We start from the raw sequence: 16559 nt of genomic DNA on the forward strand, positions 1-16559 counted from the left end.
TTTCGTTGCTGGGAGAGACGCCATGACACGTTGCTTCGCGAGCCTGGTCGTACTGCTGCTGACGATATCATCGGCACTGGCAGATCCGCCGTTCACCCGACGGTCCTCGCAACAGCAACACGATGCCCTGAAGAAATATTACGAGATACCCAACTTCAAACTGGGCGGCCGCTATGATCTTGCCAACCCCGCGAGCTGGGAGTTCGGCGGCGAAGGCGGCAAGACGCTGGAGTCCCTTGGTGCCGGAAAGCTGCGGACGGCCTACATCGCTGTCGGTACGCCGCGCCGCAACGATGCTGGCGAAATCACCAACGCCGTCATCGTGAACTCGTACTATTCCGGTGATTCCACGGATATGTACGAACAGTGGTTCAAGGGCACGGCGCTCTCGGGGACCGATCCCGTCATCGGCCCGGGGCGTCCGATCGATACCGACCGCTACTATGTCGTGTTCGTGGATCCGATCGGCACGTGGGGTGATAGCAAACCCTCCGACGGTCTCGGCATCAAATTCCCGCAGTACAGCTACTTCGATATGGTGCAGGCCAACTATCGGATGCTGCGCGACCACCTCAAGGTCTCACACGCTGCGCTGGCACTCGGTGTCTCCATGGGGGGCACGCAAACCTATGTGTGGGGCGTCATGCATCCGGAGTTCGTCAGCGCGCTGATGCCGATCGGCGGCACCACGCAGTCTGACGCGGAGGATCCGGTCGGCAACTGGACCTTCCAGCTGATGACCGCTGCGATCGAGTCCGATCCGGTCTGGCAGGCGACCAAGGGCGATTATTACAATCTCCCGAAGGAGAAGCATCCCGCCGCCGGCGTGGCATTCGGCTGGTCCGTGCTTGGATTAACCGGTTATGACTTCGCCTTCCGGTCATCGCAGAACTTCGCGTCTGTTCAGCCCGAAGTGTTCTATTGGGATCCGCCGAACGAGAAAGCCGGCAGCAGCGTCACTAACCGTGCGAAACTCTACGATGCGGTCGATCTGGTGTGGCGAAACAAGGTCGGCGAAGGGCACAACATCAATGACGATCTGTGGCGGATCAGCTCCCGCACGCTCGTCATGCACATCACGAACGACAATTGGCTGAACTTCAAGCTGGCCGAGCGTGCTGTTGAGCGAATTCCGGGCGCCGATCTGATCGCCGAAGAAAGTCCTGTGGCGCATTACGGCGTGTTCTCGATCGTCAACCATCGCAAGAACGACCCGAAGTTCGTCTCGTTCATGCAGGACGTCGACAGACTCGATAAGGCGCAGAAATACGTCGACAAGAATTATCGCGTGCCCGGCGTAGCGTCCAATATCGACCCGAAGAAGTCGTTCTGGAAGGACTACGTGACCTATCCCTATCCGGTCAAATATGCGGATGTGAAGGACAGCACCGGCACGACCTGGCAGATCGGCTATATGGACGAGTATGCCGGCGACAAGCCGGACCCGCAGGTCCTGGTGATCATTCACGGCAAAGGTGCGTTCGCCGGTCATTACGGCAACGTCATGCAATATGCGTTGCGCAGCGGCTTCCGCGTGATCGCGCCGGATCTGCCGCACTACGGCATGTCCGGACCTGGCAACCTCGACAAGAGTCCGGCCCGCACGATGCAGGACATGCGTGACGTCGTGCACGAGCTTGTCGTCAATCAACTCGGCGTCAAGCGTGCGGCGTATCTCGGCCATTCGCTCGGCGGCCAGCTCGTGATGGGTTATGCCCTAACCTGGCCGGACGCGGTGCAGGACCTCATCCTCGAGGCGCCAGCGGGGCTCGAAGAGTACCCGCGCGACGTTGTCGTCGCTCCCGGCAAGACTGCCGCGCTGTTCGACCCGTCGTTCGCGCGCGATTTCACCAAGTGGAAGGCGGCGTGGGATCAGACCGGCGTGCTGGCGTCGGAGATCGGGCGGACCGAGCAGGGTGTGCGCGACTTCTTCTATTTCAAGAAGCGCGATCCCGTGACCGGCGCCGTATCACGGAGCCAGAGCGGCTATTTCATGAACGACAGCGAATATGCTCGCTTCCACACCGATCAGCGCATCGGGCTGATCAAGGGCAATCCCAAGGAGCTCGAGCAGTGGGCGAATGTCTTCATCTTCGACATCTATGCGATGGTTGCGGAGCTGCAGAAGGACGATCCCAAGAACCTCTATGAGCGGCTGACACAGATCAAGGCCCCGATCTTTCTGGCCTTCGGTGACAAGGAGCCATTCATTCCGGGGACCTCGCTCAACGGGCTCAAGGATCTCGGCCGCGACATCATCAATCCCTTCATGATGCGGATGAGCGAGGTCGGCAATCGGCCGGTGCTGAAGATCTATCCCGATACCGGACACTTCATCCACACCGACAATCCGGTGGAGTTTGCGGCTGATGTCGTCGACTTCATCACGCTCGGCAGGGTCGAGCCCTCGCCGGTTGCTGTGGACCGGCTCATTAATGGAGCAACCACGGTGGGGATAGCTGTTGCGCCAACCCCTCCGGGGCCGTCGCCGACGGCAGGCCTCAACAAATAGGTGGGTCCGTATGCCGCGGGTGAAGGCCGGAGAGGTTCAGCTGGGATGGCGTGCCTGGGGTGAGGGCGATGTGACCGTCGTCTTCATCCACGGCAACCTCGCCTGCAAGGACTGGATCGAACTCGCCACGCCGCTGTTCCCGGAAGGCGTGCGTGTTGTCGGGATCGACTGGCGCGGCTGCGGTGAGAGCGACCGTCCGCCGGCAGCACCCGATTTCTCCAACTATTCCATGCGCCAGCATGCGCTCGACATGTTGGCGGCCCTCGATGCTCTGGAGCTGTCCTATTGCCATCTTGCGACGCACTCGACCGGCGGGATCATCGCGGCGCGGATGCTTCTGATGCAGCCGCAGCGGTTCGGCCGGGTGTTTGCGCTCGATCCGGTGACGCCGCTTGGAATGGCCTTCAATGCGGAACAGATCGAGCTCTTCCGGTCGATGATGCTCAGCCATGACGTGGCGCGCGCGGTCATGGCGACCGCGGCAGTGACGCTCTTCACGCCGGAGAGCATGGCGTCCGGCACGATGCCCCGCTATCGCGAAGGCCTGGGCGAATTGCAGCCGTTCTATGAACGGATGCTGGAACAGACCTTTGGCGTCGCTGAGGGCATTTGGCTCGGCACGCCATTCAATCTGAACCTGGAAAAAGAGAATGGCGAATTGGAGCAGCAGATGCGGCACATCACGCATCCGCATCTGGTGCTCTGGGGCGACAAGGATGGCTGGATTCCGTCCGCGGACCTGAAGGCCATGGCCGCCGCGATGCCGGATTGCCGAGTGGTGACTGTGCCCGGTATCGGGCATTCCATGATCCTGGAAATGCCGGCGCTCTATGCGGGCTACTTCGGAGCCTGGTTCGGGGGGCTAGAGCCCGGCTTTGACCGCGCACAGCGACAGGCCCGCGGCGCACGAGGAGCTTGAATGCTCGTCCAGCTGTTGGTCGGTCTGGCGATCAGTGCGGTCTGCATCGTCGTGCATGCATTTGTGACCGTCGGTGCAGTGAAGATCGCCCGCGCGGCCGTTACCTTGAATGCATCCTATCGTGCACTTCACTTGGCCGGGGTCATGACGGCAACGGCGTTCGTGCTGATGCTCGCCCATATGCTCGAGATCTTTGTCTGGTCGGTCGGCTACGTTCTGACCAAGGTAGCTCCCGAGGGCGCCAGCCTCGTCTATTTCGCCTTCGTCAATTACACGACACTGGGTTATGGCGACGTGGTGCCGCGGCCCGAATGGCGGCTGCTGGGGCCGATGACCGCGATGAATGGAATATTGATGTTCGGCTGGTCGACCGCCCTCATCTTCGAGGTGTTGCTGAAGACGATTGATCGGCAGCAATCGCCGCCTCCGCAGTCGGCCGTCTGCGGGCTGATCGATCACAGTGTGGCTGCCTCAGGTTCCCCGAGCAACTCGAGTGGCCGGTGAGTTGATCCAGGCCGCCGGGCCCTAAAGGTCCAGTTGTGCCAGCGCAACCCGGTCCAGAAGTACGATCTGCCGCTGCGTTTGGCCAAGGAACTCGAGAATCCCCTGGGCGTGGAGTTGAGAGAGGGCGCGGGATACCGTCTCGAGCGTCAATCCAAGGTAATCGGCAATATCTCGTCGGCTCATCGGAAGCGCCATCACGTCCGCAGCCTGCAGCCGTCGATCCATTTCGAGCAGGAAGGCTGCGACGCGCTCCAGCGATGTCTTCCGACCCAACAGCAACATATGATCCTCAGCATGCTGCAGATTGCTGGTGGTCATGTTCAGGAGATCGCGGGCGACAACGGCATCCTTTTCGGCGACTTGTTCGAGACTTTCGCGCTTCATGAGCCGCACGGTCGTATCGATGATGGCCTCGGCGGTAAATCGGTGTGATGCACAATTCTCAAGTCCGAATATGTCACCCACCATATGGAATGCGCCGATCTGGCGGCGGCCGTCGGAGAGCAGTTTGTAGCTGCGAACCGCACCGTCCACGACCTGATAAACATAGTCCGCCGGTTCGGCTTCCCCGTAAATTTCCGTGCCGCGACGATACCTGAACTCGCTGGCAGCGACCTGAGAACGGGAAAGCCCGCCAAGCACGCCGCTGAATCGGGCCTGCTGGGGCCGCCGGGCGTTGACGTTGACAAACATGGAATCGTCTCCCTGTCTGACCAAAGTTTCTGCATCGGGCGCTGGTCACGAAGGCGAGCCTAGGACCTGGCGGCGCGGCTGGGCTATTGGACCGGGAGGCATTGTCCCTAGGGACAATACGGATTAGGTCCATCGCCCTTAAGGCCATTGTCCTTGAGGGCAGGGATGCCCCTCAAAATTGCATCAAATTGAGCGCATGACATGTTGCCCGCTTGTGTCGTGCGGTCGCACACGCGGATGTTGCGCACGATCGGTCCGATGCTAGGATGGATCGCATAAACAGACTTGGCGCTTGGCATGGTGTTGCGGATCGGCGCTCTTACCGTTTGGATCGCGTTGATAGTTCCGGCCGATCTGCTGGCAATGGACACCTCTGCCCGCGCCACCTCGATCTCGGACCAGTGTGATCTGTGTCCCAGCTATTATCAAAACCTCCTGTCAGCTCCATGCGAAGCTCTCGACGCGGAGATTGTGCGCGGATTATTTCGAGTGATCTCTTGGGAATTAGCGGCTGAAATTGCCGTGGTGTTTGCCGACTTGGTTGGTCCGAGCGACGGGTCGATGCAGATCGTTCAATGGGGCGTCTATGCGGCAAGAATTTCGACCGATAACACAACGAGCCTCGGTGAAGGCAGCCGGTGGGACGGTTACGGATGGCCGTCTTTGCTCGTTGCTGCGACCATCATTGTTCAAGCCGGGCTGATCTGGATCTTGATCCTGGAGCGACGAAGACGAAACTTTGCTGAATTCGAATCGCGCCGACGTCTCTCTCAGCTCGCGCATGTGCATCGGCAGGCCATTGCGGGTCAGTTGTCGTCGGCGATCGCGCACGAGATCAACCAGCCCCTTGGCTCGATCCTGACGAACGCGGAAACGGCCGAATTGATCCTAAATTCTGAAAATCCGGATTTGAGCGAGGTCAAGCAGATCCTTGCGGATATCAGGCACGATGATCAGCGTGCGAGCCAAGTCATTCTTCACATGCGCAGTCTGCTGAAGCGCACGCCATTCGAGTTGAAGCGACAGGATATGAACCTTATCGTGCACGACGCCTTCGAGCTGATGAAACCTCAAGCCGCGGCCAGAAATGTCGCGCTCTATTTCCAGGCCCATAGCACGCCGCTTTGGGTCGAAGGTGATACGATCCAGCTTCAACAGGTCATTATCAATCTCATCGCCAATGCGATGGATGCTATGGCGGATATGCCGTTCGGACGCGCGATCATTGGCAGGACGGAGATCAGTGAGGAGGACGCGTTGGTTTCAGTCGCTGATTTTGGTCCGGGGATTCCTAAAGACAGGAGAGCCGGAATTTTCGAGCCGTTTGTTAGTACAAAAGAGCAAGGCATGGGAATCGGACTATCGATCGCCCGTACCATTGTGCTGTCGCACAAAGGGAGGATCTGGGCTGACAACCAGGAGCAAGGCGGCGCGGTCTTCTTCCTGGCCTTGCCGTTGACAAAATAGGAGGGAATGTGTGCCGGGTACAATCCACATTGTCGACGACGACGCATCATTCCGGACGGCGCTGGAGCGCCGCCTCAAGAAGGCCGGATATGCGGTCACGATCTATCCTTCGGCGCAGCAGTTGCTCGACCGCCTGCCGGATGAAAATACGCCGGGTTGCGTTCTCCTCGACGTCTGCATCCCCGGCATCAGCGGTCCCGAGCTACAGGAGCGCCTGGTCAAACGGGGGTTCAGGTTACCGATTTTATTCTTGACGGGACACCCGGACCTTCGAACGACGGTCAAGACAATCAAGGCCGGCGCGGAAGATTTTCTGACCAAACCGATCAGTTCGACGAGGCTGCTCGAAGCGATCGAACAAGCGATCGCGCGTCATGAAGCAACGCGCCCAATGAGGCTGGAGCTCGTAGCGCTCCAGGATCATCTCGACAAGCTCACCCCGCGCGAGGAACAGGTCTTCGAGCTGGTGGTGCAAGGCAAAATGAACAAGCAGATCGCGGAACGATTGGGTGCGGCCGTACGCACCATCAAAGCGCATCGTCAGAAGGTAATGGCGAAGATGGGCGTTCGTTCGCTTGCTGAGCTCGTGTCGATTGCTCAGCGCTTAGGTGTTCTAAAACCACCATCCCAACAATAGCGGGACGGAAAATGAACCTGATTTGGCGGTTGGGACGCCACAAGAAAGATATTCTTCAGTTTGGAAAATAACTCAGAAGGGGAGTACCTTACGTTAGTGCCGACGGTTCAGATACGGTGTAGGAGGTGAACTCGTTGGTCGGAATATATGGGATTTCGCAGTGTCGTCTCGGAAACTCGTTGTGGTCGTTGATGACGATCCGAGTACCCTCAAGGGGCTGGGGCGCCTGCTGAAGCAGCATGGCTACGATAGCGAGCTCTTTGCGTCCGCCAAGGCGTTTGAGCTCCATGCTGATTGCGACCCCGCTGTTTGTATCGTCCTGGATATTCAGCTGGACGGCGAATCCGGGATCGATCTGCGGCTCCGCCTCTCTGCGGCAGGTGTCGGGCTGCCTGTAATCTACATTACCGCCAACGACAACGACGCTGTGAGAATAGCTGCGCTGGAGTCGGGCTGCATCGCATATCTCACAAAGCCATTTCCCGCGCGCGCGCTGATCGAACCGATCGAGCGCGCGGCCGCCGCAATGTTGTAGGGCGCAAGCGTCCGGTTCGGATCGCTATTCCTCGATATCCTGTTCGTAAATCCGGCTAGGGACGCTGTGCCGGACGCCGGCAAACAGGGCGAGCGGCATATCGGTGCTGACTGTGAGCAGATTGGAATCGACCACTTCCAATGTGAGAGTCTGGCCGTTTTCCATGGCCTGCAGCAGCGTTGGATCCGCCGGCTTGCCAGCGATGCACAGGTTGGTCAGGCACCAGACGAAGGGGATACGATAGTCTGACTGATGATCGATGCTGAGCTTGACGCCGGCAGGGAGATAGAGGCCGACAGGGAGAAAGAGCTGCAGCCTCGCCGTGGGCTCTCCTTCGCGTTCGATCAGGTCGGCACGGACAGCCGACTGTCCGGTTTGCCAAGTCCCGCCGAGCGTGGTCCTGCAAACCATTTTGGCGCCGCCCGCCTGAAAGCAGACCTTGCGCCACTCGCCATAACGTATGTCGCGAATCGTTGACCGCTGACCGCGTGACTCCGACTCCGGCGCTGCGGGCTTCGCGTCCTTGTCGGGGCTCGAAGATTGAGCCAGCGCCGTCGCCCACAACGCGAGCAGCATCAGGAGGCTGAGCAGGAACGGCACAAGGGCGCCGGAGCGCGGGGGTGACTGTGGCGTCAGGTTGGTCATGGCGTCCTCACGCAGTGCGATTACCGATGTTGAGCGAGAAATTGAACAACCAAGGGAGCCCACAGCGGGATTGCATCCGGGGAGCCGATCAGGAAATGGCCGTCGTTGCCGAACGGCGGCAACACCCGGTATTCGGCGTGGCCGCCGCCAGCGGTGTAGGCGTCGTGCATCCGTTTGGTCAGCTCCGGCCCGAAGAATGTATCGTTCTCAGCATAGATCCAGAGCATCGGGGTGCGCGCGGTCCGGCCGAAATCGGCTGCTGCCTCGACCAGCTTGTCGGGCGCGCAATTGTTGTTGGGCTTGCCACCGACCCGGCCACCGCGCCCGGCTGCAAAGGTGATGATGGCCTTGACCGAGGGCGGGTTGACGCTCGACAGCGCGATGGCGCCCCAGCCGCCCGCCGATTGTCCGACCACGATCGCATCATCGGCCAGAGCCGGCCCTTCCTTGGCCATGTATTCGATGATCCGGCTGTCGAGCAGCGCCACAGCAAGGCCGGCGTCGTGGAAGTTAGGATTGTCGCAGCTGCCGACCTTGGAGAAGAAGACGCTGAACAATCCCTTCTCCGGCTCGTCGAGCGCGGCGGCGCCGTAGCTGGGGCCGGTCGGCACCACCACCAGATAGCCTTGCCTGGCGAACCACATGGCCGCGTCCCTGAACTCGACCAGTGGGAAGAAGCTCCGCTCACGTGCATCGAGCGCGACACCGTGATTCATCACGGCGATTGGAAATGGACCCTTTCCGACCGGACGGACCACGTAGGCCAATGTCGGATGGACCACTGGTAGTGCCCAGATCTCTTCCTGAATTGGGCGCGCATCAGGACTATCAGCGGCCGACACACCGCGCGACGGGGCGGATGCGAGCAGCGCGATCAGCAACACAGATGATGCGAAAGAACGGAACATATGGAGCGTCCGATCCGGCCACCGAAGTCTGGGACGCAGCGCCTCAGTGGCACACATGAATGCAGACTCGGCAGCTGGCGTCGACGGTGCTTGATCTAGATCAAATGATCCGCAGGAGAATCGCCGCCGTCAGCTGCATCAGGCCGGGAATGTGAGCGTGACGATCAAGGGGCCCAGGATGGTCAAGACGACATTACCGACCGCGTAGGGCACCGCCACGCCGAGCACAGGCGTCTGGCTTTCCGCAACATCGCAACAACCGCTCACGGCGGCATCGACCGTCATCGCTCCTGCAAGCGCGCCACAGACAATGACCGGATTCATGCGCAATATCCGATGAGCGAAAATCGTGGCGGCGATGAGCGGCGTCAGGGTCACCACGACGCCGATCCCGAGCAGGAGGAGACCATGCGTCTGGATGGCCGCCCATGCGGCCGGCCCGTTGGCCAGCCCGATCGCCGCGATGAAGCCGCCCAGCCCGAGATCGCCGATCGTCTGCTGTGCGGCCGGCGGGAAGGCGCCAATATCCGGACGCCGCATCGCGAGCCAGCCGCAGACCAGTCCCAGGATGAGCGCTCCGCCGGCTCCGCCGAGCGTGATAGCAAACGAGCCGGCCTTCAGGCTGATCAGCCCGATCAGCAGGCCCGCCGCAATCCCTCCCGCCAGGAACGCAATGTTGCTCCGCTCACTATAGCGCAGCACATGCCCGACATGAGCAGCCGCTCGTTCGATATCGCTCTCGGTGCCGACCAGCGTCATGATGTCGCCAAGATAGATCCGGGTCTCTGGTGTCAGCGGCACTTCGCGTCCGCCGCGCTTGAGGTCGCGCAGGAAGACGCCATGTGCGTCGTCGCCGACAAGATCGACGATCTCCTTGAGCGTGCGTCCGTGGAGCTTTCTCTCGTTGACAAGGATATCGAGAATCTCCCCGGCCATGTCGCGAAGGACGTCGCCGCCGTCGATTTCCGGCCCGATATCGGCAGCCGCGCCAATCAGTGCTGCGGCGGGACCGGTGAGCACGACCTCGTCGCCCCGCTCAAGCGCCAAGGCCGGGTGCGGCTCGATCTTTTCGCGATTGCGAACCACGCGTTCGATTGCGACGCGATGGCCGATGCGGGTCTCGACCGTGTCGACGCTTTGCCCCGCAGCGACCGTCACGCTGTACACCCTGGCCTTGAACTTGCGATAGCCGAGGCTTCCCTTGGCCGGCTTGGTCCCGTGGGAGAGCGACGCTTCGAGCTCGGCGGCTTCCTTCCTGAGATCGATGCCCATCAGCTTGGGTGCGGCCAGTGGGACGAAAAGCAACGTCAGGACGTAGCCGAGGATGTAAGTCACGGCGTAGCCGGCGGCGATGTTGGCCTGCTGCTGGCGGAGAGCTTCATCCGGCAGGCCCAACTGCGCCAGGGCGCCGGACGCGGTGCCGATCATGGAGGATTGGGTGAGGCCGCCGGAGGCGATGCCGGCTGCAGTGCCGGGATCGAGGTGAAAAGCGAACGCAAATACAAGAACGACAAACAGTCCGGTGATCCCGACGACCAATGCAACTGCGACCTGAGACAAGGTCCGCAGGCTGAGAGACGCAAAGAATTGCGGGCCGGATCGGTATCCGATCGTAAACACAAAGAGGCTGAAGAGCACCGACCGGAATAGGGGCGGAATGACGAAAGTGCCAAGCTGGCCCAGGATCACCGCCACGATCAGGATGCAGGCCGTGGTCCCGAGCGCAAATCCTTTGAACCGGACGCGGCCGAGAAGCGTTCCGACGGCAACCGCGAGCAGAAGAAAGATCTCTGGCGCGGTCGCGATGATCCAGCGTGTCGTCGTCATCCTGTATCCCCCAGCCAACGCCTCTGAAACCTCTTGCTGCCGGAATGAGGAGGCTTGATCCAGATCAAGGCAGCTCACGTCCTTCCTCCTTGTGTTTTGCTGCTTTGCGCAATGCAGGCTGCGCTAAAGGGAGCGATTGGACGATGGAGCGCCTCGGCAGCGCGCAGTTTCCACGAGAGGCGACTCTCTATGTCGCGCTATGCCTTGCTTTTACCGGCGGCTATATCGACGCCTACACCTGGATCGTCCATCGCGTCTTCGCCAATGCGCAGACGGCCAATCTCATCTTCCTATGGATCTACGTCATTGCGGGAGAGTGGCTGAAGGCACTGCACTACGTGCCGCCGCTGCTGGCGTTCATGCTGGGCGTCATCATGGCGTCCTATCTTCGCAATGCGGCTGGGCCAAAGTCGCCGCGGATCAGCATCCTTTGTGAAATCGTGTTCCTCTTCGTCATCGCGATTTTGCACAATCGTCTGACGGAGCTCGCCGGTACTTGGGGAATCTCCTTTGTTGCTGCAATGCAGACTGCGAGCTTCCCGCGGGTCGAAAACTGGAGTTACAGCTCGGTGATGGCGACGAGCAATTTTCGTCAGGCCATCGAGGGAGTTTTTGCCGGATTGGCCGGCGGCAGGCGAGAACCTGACAAGTTTCGCCGCGCGCAAGTCTTCGGTGCGCTGTGCGTCGCATTCGGGGCCGGGGCCGCACTCGGCGCGCTCGTGACGGAGATGGCGCGCACCATCAGTCTCATTATTCCTGTGGCGACGCTGACGATCGTTCTGCTGCTTTGCGAATGGAGTAATTGGAACGCCGTGATGAACCCTCGCCGAGACGATCGGAGGCTTGATTTAAATCAAGCCTCCGATGAGCCGCAGGTCCCTCACTCGCAATCAAACACAATCAGTATTGGGGAGAGGCCCATGCAGGAGCAGCACGCGGAGCGACGGATCGATCAGTTCTTCTCAGGCCCTGGCGCGCGGGCGGATGATTGGCGCGAATTGGTCAATGCGGCGCGGGCATGGAAGGACGGCACGCAGGATCGGGCTCGCTTTGAAGGGCTTCTCGCCGATATCGCGGCAACGGAAGAATTTCATGCTTATCCCGGCAGCCGGTTGATGAACGAGCTCAGGGAGCGCGCAGCGTCTGGCGATGCGGCGGGGACGCTTGCGCTGGTCATGCGATTGACCCAGGCGTTGCAGACCCGCTCGTTCCGACAGCACACCAGTGACTGGGATGTGCACGGCGAGAGCGAGGGTGAAATTCCAGACCTGCTGCCGCCGGCATTGGGCCATACGGGCGCACGCCGACCATATTTCGAGGTGCTCATCGTCACCGGTGTTCCGAGCACAAGCTGGGCGGGGCTTGCCGCCGAGTGGCGCAGGCTGAGGCGACCGGTGGATTCGTTCATCTACGAACCCGTGTTCGTTGGCAGCGCCGAAGATGCATTCTGTGCGGCCATGCTCAATCCAGATCTGGCGGCCGTCATCATCAATGAAGGTTTCCAATACCGCTCGCGACACAACGCGCCGGTGTTGCGTGAGCTCACGGCGTCGATCCAGAGCAAAGAAACAGACTCGCCGTTGATGTTGGCGCAAACGCTCAAGCGCGTGCGCCCGGAGCTCGATTTATATCTCATGTCCAATCAGCGGGTCGAGGAGCTGGCAGGCCGTCCCGAAACCAGCGTGTTGCGTCGCATCTTCTACTCGGTCGAAGAGTTGCTTGAACTGCATCTCTCCGTGCTCGAAGGGGTTCAGGATCGTTACGAAACACCGTTCTTCGACAATCTCAAGAAATACGCGCAACGCCCGATCGGTACCTTCCACGCGCTGCCGATTGCGCGCGGAAAATCCGTGTTCAAGTCGGACTGGATCCGCGACATGGGCGAGTTCTATGGTCCGAACCTGTTCCTGGCTGAGAGCAGCGCCACGACAGGCGGCCTCGACAGCCTGCTCGAGCCGACCGGCAATATCAAAAGAGCGCAGGAGAAGGCGGCGCGCGCATTCGGAGCCGACCAGGTCTTCTTCGTCACCAATGGAACGTCGACCTCGAACAAGATGGCCGTGCAGGCGCTGTTGGCGCAGGGCGACATCGCGATTGTCGACCGCAACTGCCACAAGTCTCACCATTACGGCATGGTGCTTGCCGGCGCGCAGCCGCTTTATGTCGAAGCGTTCCCGATGACGGAATATTCGATGTACGGCGCAGTGCCGTTGCGGACCATCAAGCAGGCTTTGCTGAACCTGCGCGCCGAAGGCCGGCTGGACCGCGTCAAGATGGTTGACCTGACCAACTGCACGTTCGATGGCCACATCTACAACACGCGTCGCGTGATGGAGGAATGTCTCGCGATCAAGCCTGATCTGATCTTCCTGTGGGATGAGGCTTGGTTCGGCTTCGCACGCTTCTCGCCGTTCCTGCGGCCGCGTACGGCGATGGGCGCTGCGAACGACATCGAAGCCTGGATGCGCGAGCCGGGCTCAGCCCAGGCCTACGACAAACAGCGCGCCGAGCTTGGCGAGAATCCGTCCGCCGAGGTGCTGCTAAAGACCCGGTTGATCCCGGATCCGCGAAAGATCCGGCTCCGCGTCTACCAGACCAACTCGACCCATAAGTCGATGTCGGCGATCAGACAGGGATCGATGCTGTTCGTCAAAGACGTCGAATTCCACACGGTCGAAGCCCAATTCCGCGAAGCCGTGTTCACGCACGCATCCACCAGTCCCAACCAGCAGCTGATTGCGAGTCTCGATGTCGCGCGCCGGCAGATGGAGCTCGAGGGCTATGGGCTCGTTGCCAACGCCATCGAGATTGCGTTCGCGATCCGCAAGGCGGTGGCGGCCAATCCGCTGATATCGAAATATTTCAGTGTCCTCGGTGCCGATAAGATGGTGCCGGCCGAGTTCCGGGGAAGCGGCTTCACTGATTTCCTGGCCGATGGCGTCAATTGGGGCCAAGTGCTCCGAAGTCTGCACGACGACGAATTCTGCCTGGATCCGACGCGAATAACGCTGGTCTGCGGCACGGCCGCTTACGACGGAACGCAGTTCAAGGGCCTGCTGGCGAGCCGCTACGGCATCCAAGTCAACAAGACGTCGCGCAATTCAGTGCTGCTGCAGTCCAATATCAACAATACCCGCAGCGACGTTGCGCATCTGATCCGGGTGCTGGCCGAGATCGCCGGCGAGATCGAGCATGATCTCAGCCAGGGTGGCGTCAACGCGGTGAAGGCGTTCGATGCGCGGGTGAGAAGCCTGATGACCGACGTACCGGATTTGCCAAACTTCTCGCGCTTCCATGACAGCTTCCGCGCCGATGCCGGGGAGAAGACCAACGAGGGCGACATTCGCAGCGGCTTCTATAGTGCCTATGACGCCGCCGGCTGTGAATATATTCGCCTCGCCGATGCCGAGATCGATCGGCGGCTCAGGAACGGGCCAGAGCTGGTGTCGGCCAATTTTGTCATTCCGTATCCGCCGGGATTCCCGATCATGGTGCCGGGGCAGGTGATCACACAGGAAGCCATCGACTTCATGCGTAAGCTCGATGTGAAGGAGATCCACGGTTACAACGCGGTCCAAGGTCTGAAGCTGGTCCGTCCGGAAGCGCTGGCAAGGTTGGGCGAACGTCGCCGGCCGCCGGCTCCGCGATTGCGGCCAGCCGATGCGGCTGAGTAAGGGAGAGGGCGATGCAGGGCTTTTTCTCGTTCCTCCAGCAGAATCCGTATCTGCTGCTGTTCTTTGTCGTCGGTCTTGCCGTCTGGATCGGCCGCGCAAGCATCAAGGGTTACGGCCTCGGCATGGTGGCCGGGGCGATCGTCGTGGGAGCCGCCATCTCGGTGACGGCATCGTTGTATGGCGTGAAGCTCGAGCTGAACAACTTCGTCAAGAGCCTCTTCTATTATCTCTTCATGTACGGGGTCGGGTTACGTGTCGGACCGAGCTTCATCAACAGCCTCAAAGGTGATGGGCTGAAGTTCACCGTGCTTGCGGTGGTCTCGAGCGTGCTCGGCCTTGCGCTGGTAGTCACCGGAGCCAAGCTGTTCAACCTGCCGACTGGTGCTGCAGGCGGCATGCTTGCGGGTTCGCAGACCATGTCGGCCGCGATCGGCTCGGCCGAACAGGCTGTTACGTCGGGCGTGGTGAGGCTGGCGCCCGGCGCCAAGCCGGAAGATGCCGTTGGTATGATCGCGCTCTCCTACGGGATCACCTATATCTGGGGAACGGTCGGCATCATCCTGATCTGTAAATACTTGCCGCGGTGGTGGGGCGTGGACGCGAAAGCGGCTGCCAAGGCCTATGAAGCGGAGTTCGGCGTCTCCAATGTCGAAGGTGGCGGCCTGACAGGGTACCGTCCGTTTGGCGTGCGCGCCTATCGGTTGGAAAATCCCAAGCAAGTGGGTCGAAGCATCGCGCAGTTTCGGCAGAGCAACCCGGAATACCGGATACTCAATGTCCTGCGCGGCGATGAGCTGCTCGGCGCCGGGGCCGATCTCGTCCTGCGGAATGGTGACGTTATCGCGCTCGGCGGATCGATCGGGGCGTTGACCGACAAGATGGGACTGATCGGCCCGGAAGTCGCCGAGCAGAAGGCCCTGACAGTTCCCCTCGACCAGGCTGAAATTCTGGTGACGAACAAGAAACAGGTCGGCAAGACGCTCGAAAGCTTCCGCGATCTGGCGCTGGCGGGGCAGCTTCAGATTGTGCGCTATGAGCGGGGCGGCGTGCCGTATCCCGCAGGACTGAAGACGCAGCTGCAGCGGATGGACATCATCTCGGTGGTCGGCCTCAAATCGGCCGTCAACGAGCTCGCGGACATGTGGGGCCGAATAGCCCGGACCAATACCTCGACGGACCTGTTGACGTTGTCCGCAGGCATGATCCTGGGACTCCTGATCGGGATGGTGCAATTCCCGGCGTTCGGCGCCTCGATCGGCCTCGGCAATGCCGGCGGGCTCCTGCTATCAGGCGTGATCGTGTCGTCGGTCGTTTCGCGCCTGCGCTTCTTCGGCAACACCCCAAACGCGGCTCGAAACGTGCTCGAGGATCTTGGGCTGGTCGTGTTCGTTGCGATTGTCGGCGTCAACGCCGGCGCAGGCCTTCTGGCTCAGCTCACGGGCGCGGTGGCTTTGAAGATCTTTATCGTCGGATTCATCGCCTGCACCATTCCGCCTTTCATCGTCTGGGCGATCGGATATCACGGATTCAAGATCAATCCGGCGGTCCTGATGGGCGGCGTTGCCGGCGCACGATCGCATTCCGGCCCGTGCCGGGAAGCGGCCGTCGAGATCCAGAGCAGCGTCCCGTGGATCGGCTTTCCGGTCGGCTACGCGGTCTCCGGAATCCTTCTCACCGTATTCGGCTATTTCGCGATGCTCCTGGCGCAATAGGGAAACGCAGCAACCGGGGCGCGGCGGCGGCCCGGCTCGCAGAGGTCTTCATGGAACAGGTAAGAAGTTTACTGATTGCGCTCGTTGCCCCTATGATGCTCGTGATTTCCCCAACGATGTCGCAGGCGGTCACGGGCCAGGTCTCCGTGACCGTCGCGAAAGCCGGGTTTCTGATCGGCGCCGGTGGTGGCCGTGGCGTCCTGACGTTTCGTCACCGCGACTATCCGTTCACCGTGCAGGGGCTCAGCGTCGGGCTGACCGCCGGTGCGTCGCTCAACAAATATGTCGGCAGGGCTGCCTACATCAACGAGCTGAGTGATTTTCCGGGGACCTACACGGTGATTGGCGCTGGAGGCGCGGTCGGAGCAGGAGTTGCCGTTGTACAGCTCAAGAATCCCAAAGGCGTGATCATTACCCTGCAGGGCCCAAAGGGTGGGCTCGAAGTCTCCGCCAACATCACAAAAGTCGTCATCACGCTCGACGAGTCCCGATCGTCACCGAACTAACACCGCCATTAAACTTACAA

13 protein-coding genes and 1 pseudogene are annotated in these 16559 nt (G+C 60.7%); 10 read left to right on the top strand and 4 right to left on the bottom strand.

Features of this window, described 5'->3' with window-relative positions; translation table 11 throughout:
* The first annotated feature begins 22 nt into the window (after positions 1-22).
* Genes BRAS3843_RS29680 through BRAS3843_RS29690 form a run of 3 tightly spaced genes read left to right on the top strand, consistent with a single transcriptional unit; the run spans position 23 to position 3935 of the window.
* Positions 23-2512 carry an alpha/beta hydrolase gene (locus BRAS3843_RS29680; RefSeq protein ID WP_008972851.1) on the top strand — a complete coding sequence of 830 codons (2490 nt, stop codon included), beginning with the start codon at positions 23-25 and terminating at the stop codon, positions 2510-2512.
* Positions 2513-2522: 10 nt separating this feature from the next.
* A complete protein-coding gene (locus tag BRAS3843_RS29685; protein WP_008972852.1) occupies positions 2523-3431 on the top strand; it encodes an alpha/beta hydrolase in 909 nt (302 codons plus the stop codon).
* The gene (locus tag BRAS3843_RS29690) at positions 3432-3935 is read left to right on the top strand and encodes a potassium channel family protein (RefSeq protein ID WP_008972853.1); all 504 of its coding nucleotides are present in this window, start codon (positions 3432-3434) and stop codon (positions 3933-3935) included.
* Between the two features lie 21 nt (positions 3936-3956).
* On the opposite strand, the gene BRAS3843_RS29695 is transcribed toward BRAS3843_RS29690, so the two are convergent.
* Positions 3957-4628 carry a helix-turn-helix domain-containing protein gene (locus BRAS3843_RS29695; protein WP_008972854.1) on the bottom strand — a complete coding sequence of 224 codons (672 nt, stop codon included), beginning with the start codon at positions 4626-4628 and terminating at the stop codon, positions 3957-3959.
* A gap of 297 nt (positions 4629-4925) precedes the next feature.
* On the opposite strand from BRAS3843_RS29695, the gene BRAS3843_RS29700 reads away from it, so the two are divergent.
* The 3 genes from BRAS3843_RS29700 to BRAS3843_RS29710 all read left to right on the top strand — a co-directional run bounded on the left by BRAS3843_RS29700 (position 4926) and on the right by BRAS3843_RS29710 (position 7267).
* Positions 4926-6095: an ATP-binding protein gene (locus BRAS3843_RS29700; protein ID WP_008972856.1), complete on the top strand. Its 1170-nt coding sequence runs from the start codon at positions 4926-4928 to the stop codon at positions 6093-6095.
* Between the two features lie 10 nt (positions 6096-6105).
* On the top strand, positions 6106-6732 hold the full coding sequence (locus tag BRAS3843_RS29705) for a response regulator (protein ID WP_008972857.1): 627 nt from the start codon (positions 6106-6108) through the stop codon (positions 6730-6732).
* Between the two features lie 181 nt (positions 6733-6913).
* Complete coding sequence (locus tag BRAS3843_RS29710; protein WP_244425498.1) at positions 6914-7267, top strand: response regulator; 354 nt, start codon at positions 6914-6916, stop codon at positions 7265-7267.
* A gap of 24 nt (positions 7268-7291) precedes the next feature.
* Here the strand turns inward: BRAS3843_RS29710 and BRAS3843_RS29715 are convergent, their stop codons facing one another.
* The 3 genes from BRAS3843_RS29715 to BRAS3843_RS29725 all read right to left on the bottom strand — a co-directional run bounded on the left by BRAS3843_RS29715 (position 7292) and on the right by BRAS3843_RS29725 (position 10647).
* On the bottom strand, positions 7292-7912 hold the full coding sequence (locus tag BRAS3843_RS29715) for an invasion associated locus B family protein (RefSeq protein ID WP_008972859.1): 621 nt from the start codon (positions 7910-7912) through the stop codon (positions 7292-7294).
* A gap of 20 nt (positions 7913-7932) precedes the next feature.
* Positions 7933-8820, bottom strand: a complete 888-nt coding sequence (locus BRAS3843_RS29720) for a dienelactone hydrolase family protein (protein ID WP_008972860.1) — start codon at positions 8818-8820, stop codon at positions 7933-7935.
* 138 nt (positions 8821-8958) lie between these two features.
* Complete coding sequence (locus tag BRAS3843_RS29725) at positions 8959-10647, bottom strand: TrkA C-terminal domain-containing protein (RefSeq protein ID WP_035983221.1); 1689 nt, start codon at positions 10645-10647, stop codon at positions 8959-8961.
* A 143-nt stretch (positions 10648-10790) separates the two neighbouring features.
* Between BRAS3843_RS29725 and BRAS3843_RS41735 the strand changes: the two are divergent.
* The 4 genes and pseudogenes from BRAS3843_RS41735 to BRAS3843_RS29740 all read left to right on the top strand — a co-directional run.
* A pseudogene (locus tag BRAS3843_RS41735) lies at positions 10791-11420 on the top strand (YoaK family protein); the annotation flags it as partial.
* 147 nt (positions 11421-11567) lie between these two features.
* The gene (locus BRAS3843_RS29730; RefSeq protein WP_035983246.1) at positions 11568-14321 is read left to right on the top strand and encodes a decarboxylase; all 2754 of its coding nucleotides are present in this window, start codon (positions 11568-11570) and stop codon (positions 14319-14321) included.
* A gap of 11 nt (positions 14322-14332) precedes the next feature.
* Complete coding sequence (locus BRAS3843_RS29735; RefSeq protein ID WP_008972863.1) at positions 14333-16033, top strand: transporter; 1701 nt, start codon at positions 14333-14335, stop codon at positions 16031-16033.
* A gap of 116 nt (positions 16034-16149) precedes the next feature.
* Positions 16150-16539, top strand: a complete 390-nt coding sequence (locus tag BRAS3843_RS29740) for a hypothetical protein (RefSeq protein WP_244425499.1) — start codon at positions 16150-16152, stop codon at positions 16537-16539.
* The last annotated feature ends 20 nt before the right edge of the window (positions 16540-16559 follow it).

It is taken from the genome of Bradyrhizobium sp. STM 3843 (genome assembly GCF_000239815.1).
Lineage (GTDB): Bacteria > Pseudomonadota > Alphaproteobacteria > Rhizobiales > Xanthobacteraceae > Bradyrhizobium.

Excerpts from the sequence above, each read along its gene's own strand:
- BRAS3843_RS29740 (WP_244425499.1), top strand. The coding sequence starts at position 16,150 with ATGTCGCAGGCGGTCACGGGCCAGGTCTCCGTGACCGTCGCGAAAGCC.
- BRAS3843_RS29730 (WP_035983246.1), top strand. The coding sequence starts at position 11,568 with ATGCAGGAGCAGCACGCGGAGCGACGGATCGATCAGTTCTTCTCAGGC.
- BRAS3843_RS29720 (WP_008972860.1), bottom strand. The coding sequence starts at position 8,820 with ATGTTCCGTTCTTTCGCATCATCTGTGTTGCTGATCGCGCTGCTCGCA.
- BRAS3843_RS29700 (WP_008972856.1), top strand. The coding sequence starts at position 4,926 with ATGGTGTTGCGGATCGGCGCTCTTACCGTTTGGATCGCGTTGATAGTT.
- BRAS3843_RS29715 (WP_008972859.1), bottom strand. The coding sequence starts at position 7,912 with ATGACCAACCTGACGCCACAGTCACCCCCGCGCTCCGGCGCCCTTGTG.
- BRAS3843_RS29685 (WP_008972852.1), top strand. The coding sequence starts at position 2,523 with ATGCCGCGGGTGAAGGCCGGAGAGGTTCAGCTGGGATGGCGTGCCTGG.
- BRAS3843_RS29690 (WP_008972853.1), top strand. The coding sequence starts at position 3,432 with ATGCTCGTCCAGCTGTTGGTCGGTCTGGCGATCAGTGCGGTCTGCATC.
- BRAS3843_RS29725 (WP_035983221.1), bottom strand. The coding sequence starts at position 10,647 with ATGACGACGACACGCTGGATCATCGCGACCGCGCCAGAGATCTTTCTT.
- BRAS3843_RS29735 (WP_008972863.1), top strand. The coding sequence starts at position 14,333 with ATGCAGGGCTTTTTCTCGTTCCTCCAGCAGAATCCGTATCTGCTGCTG.
- BRAS3843_RS29695 (WP_008972854.1), bottom strand. The coding sequence starts at position 4,628 with ATGTTTGTCAACGTCAACGCCCGGCGGCCCCAGCAGGCCCGATTCAGC.
- BRAS3843_RS29680 (WP_008972851.1), top strand. The coding sequence starts at position 23 with ATGACACGTTGCTTCGCGAGCCTGGTCGTACTGCTGCTGACGATATCA.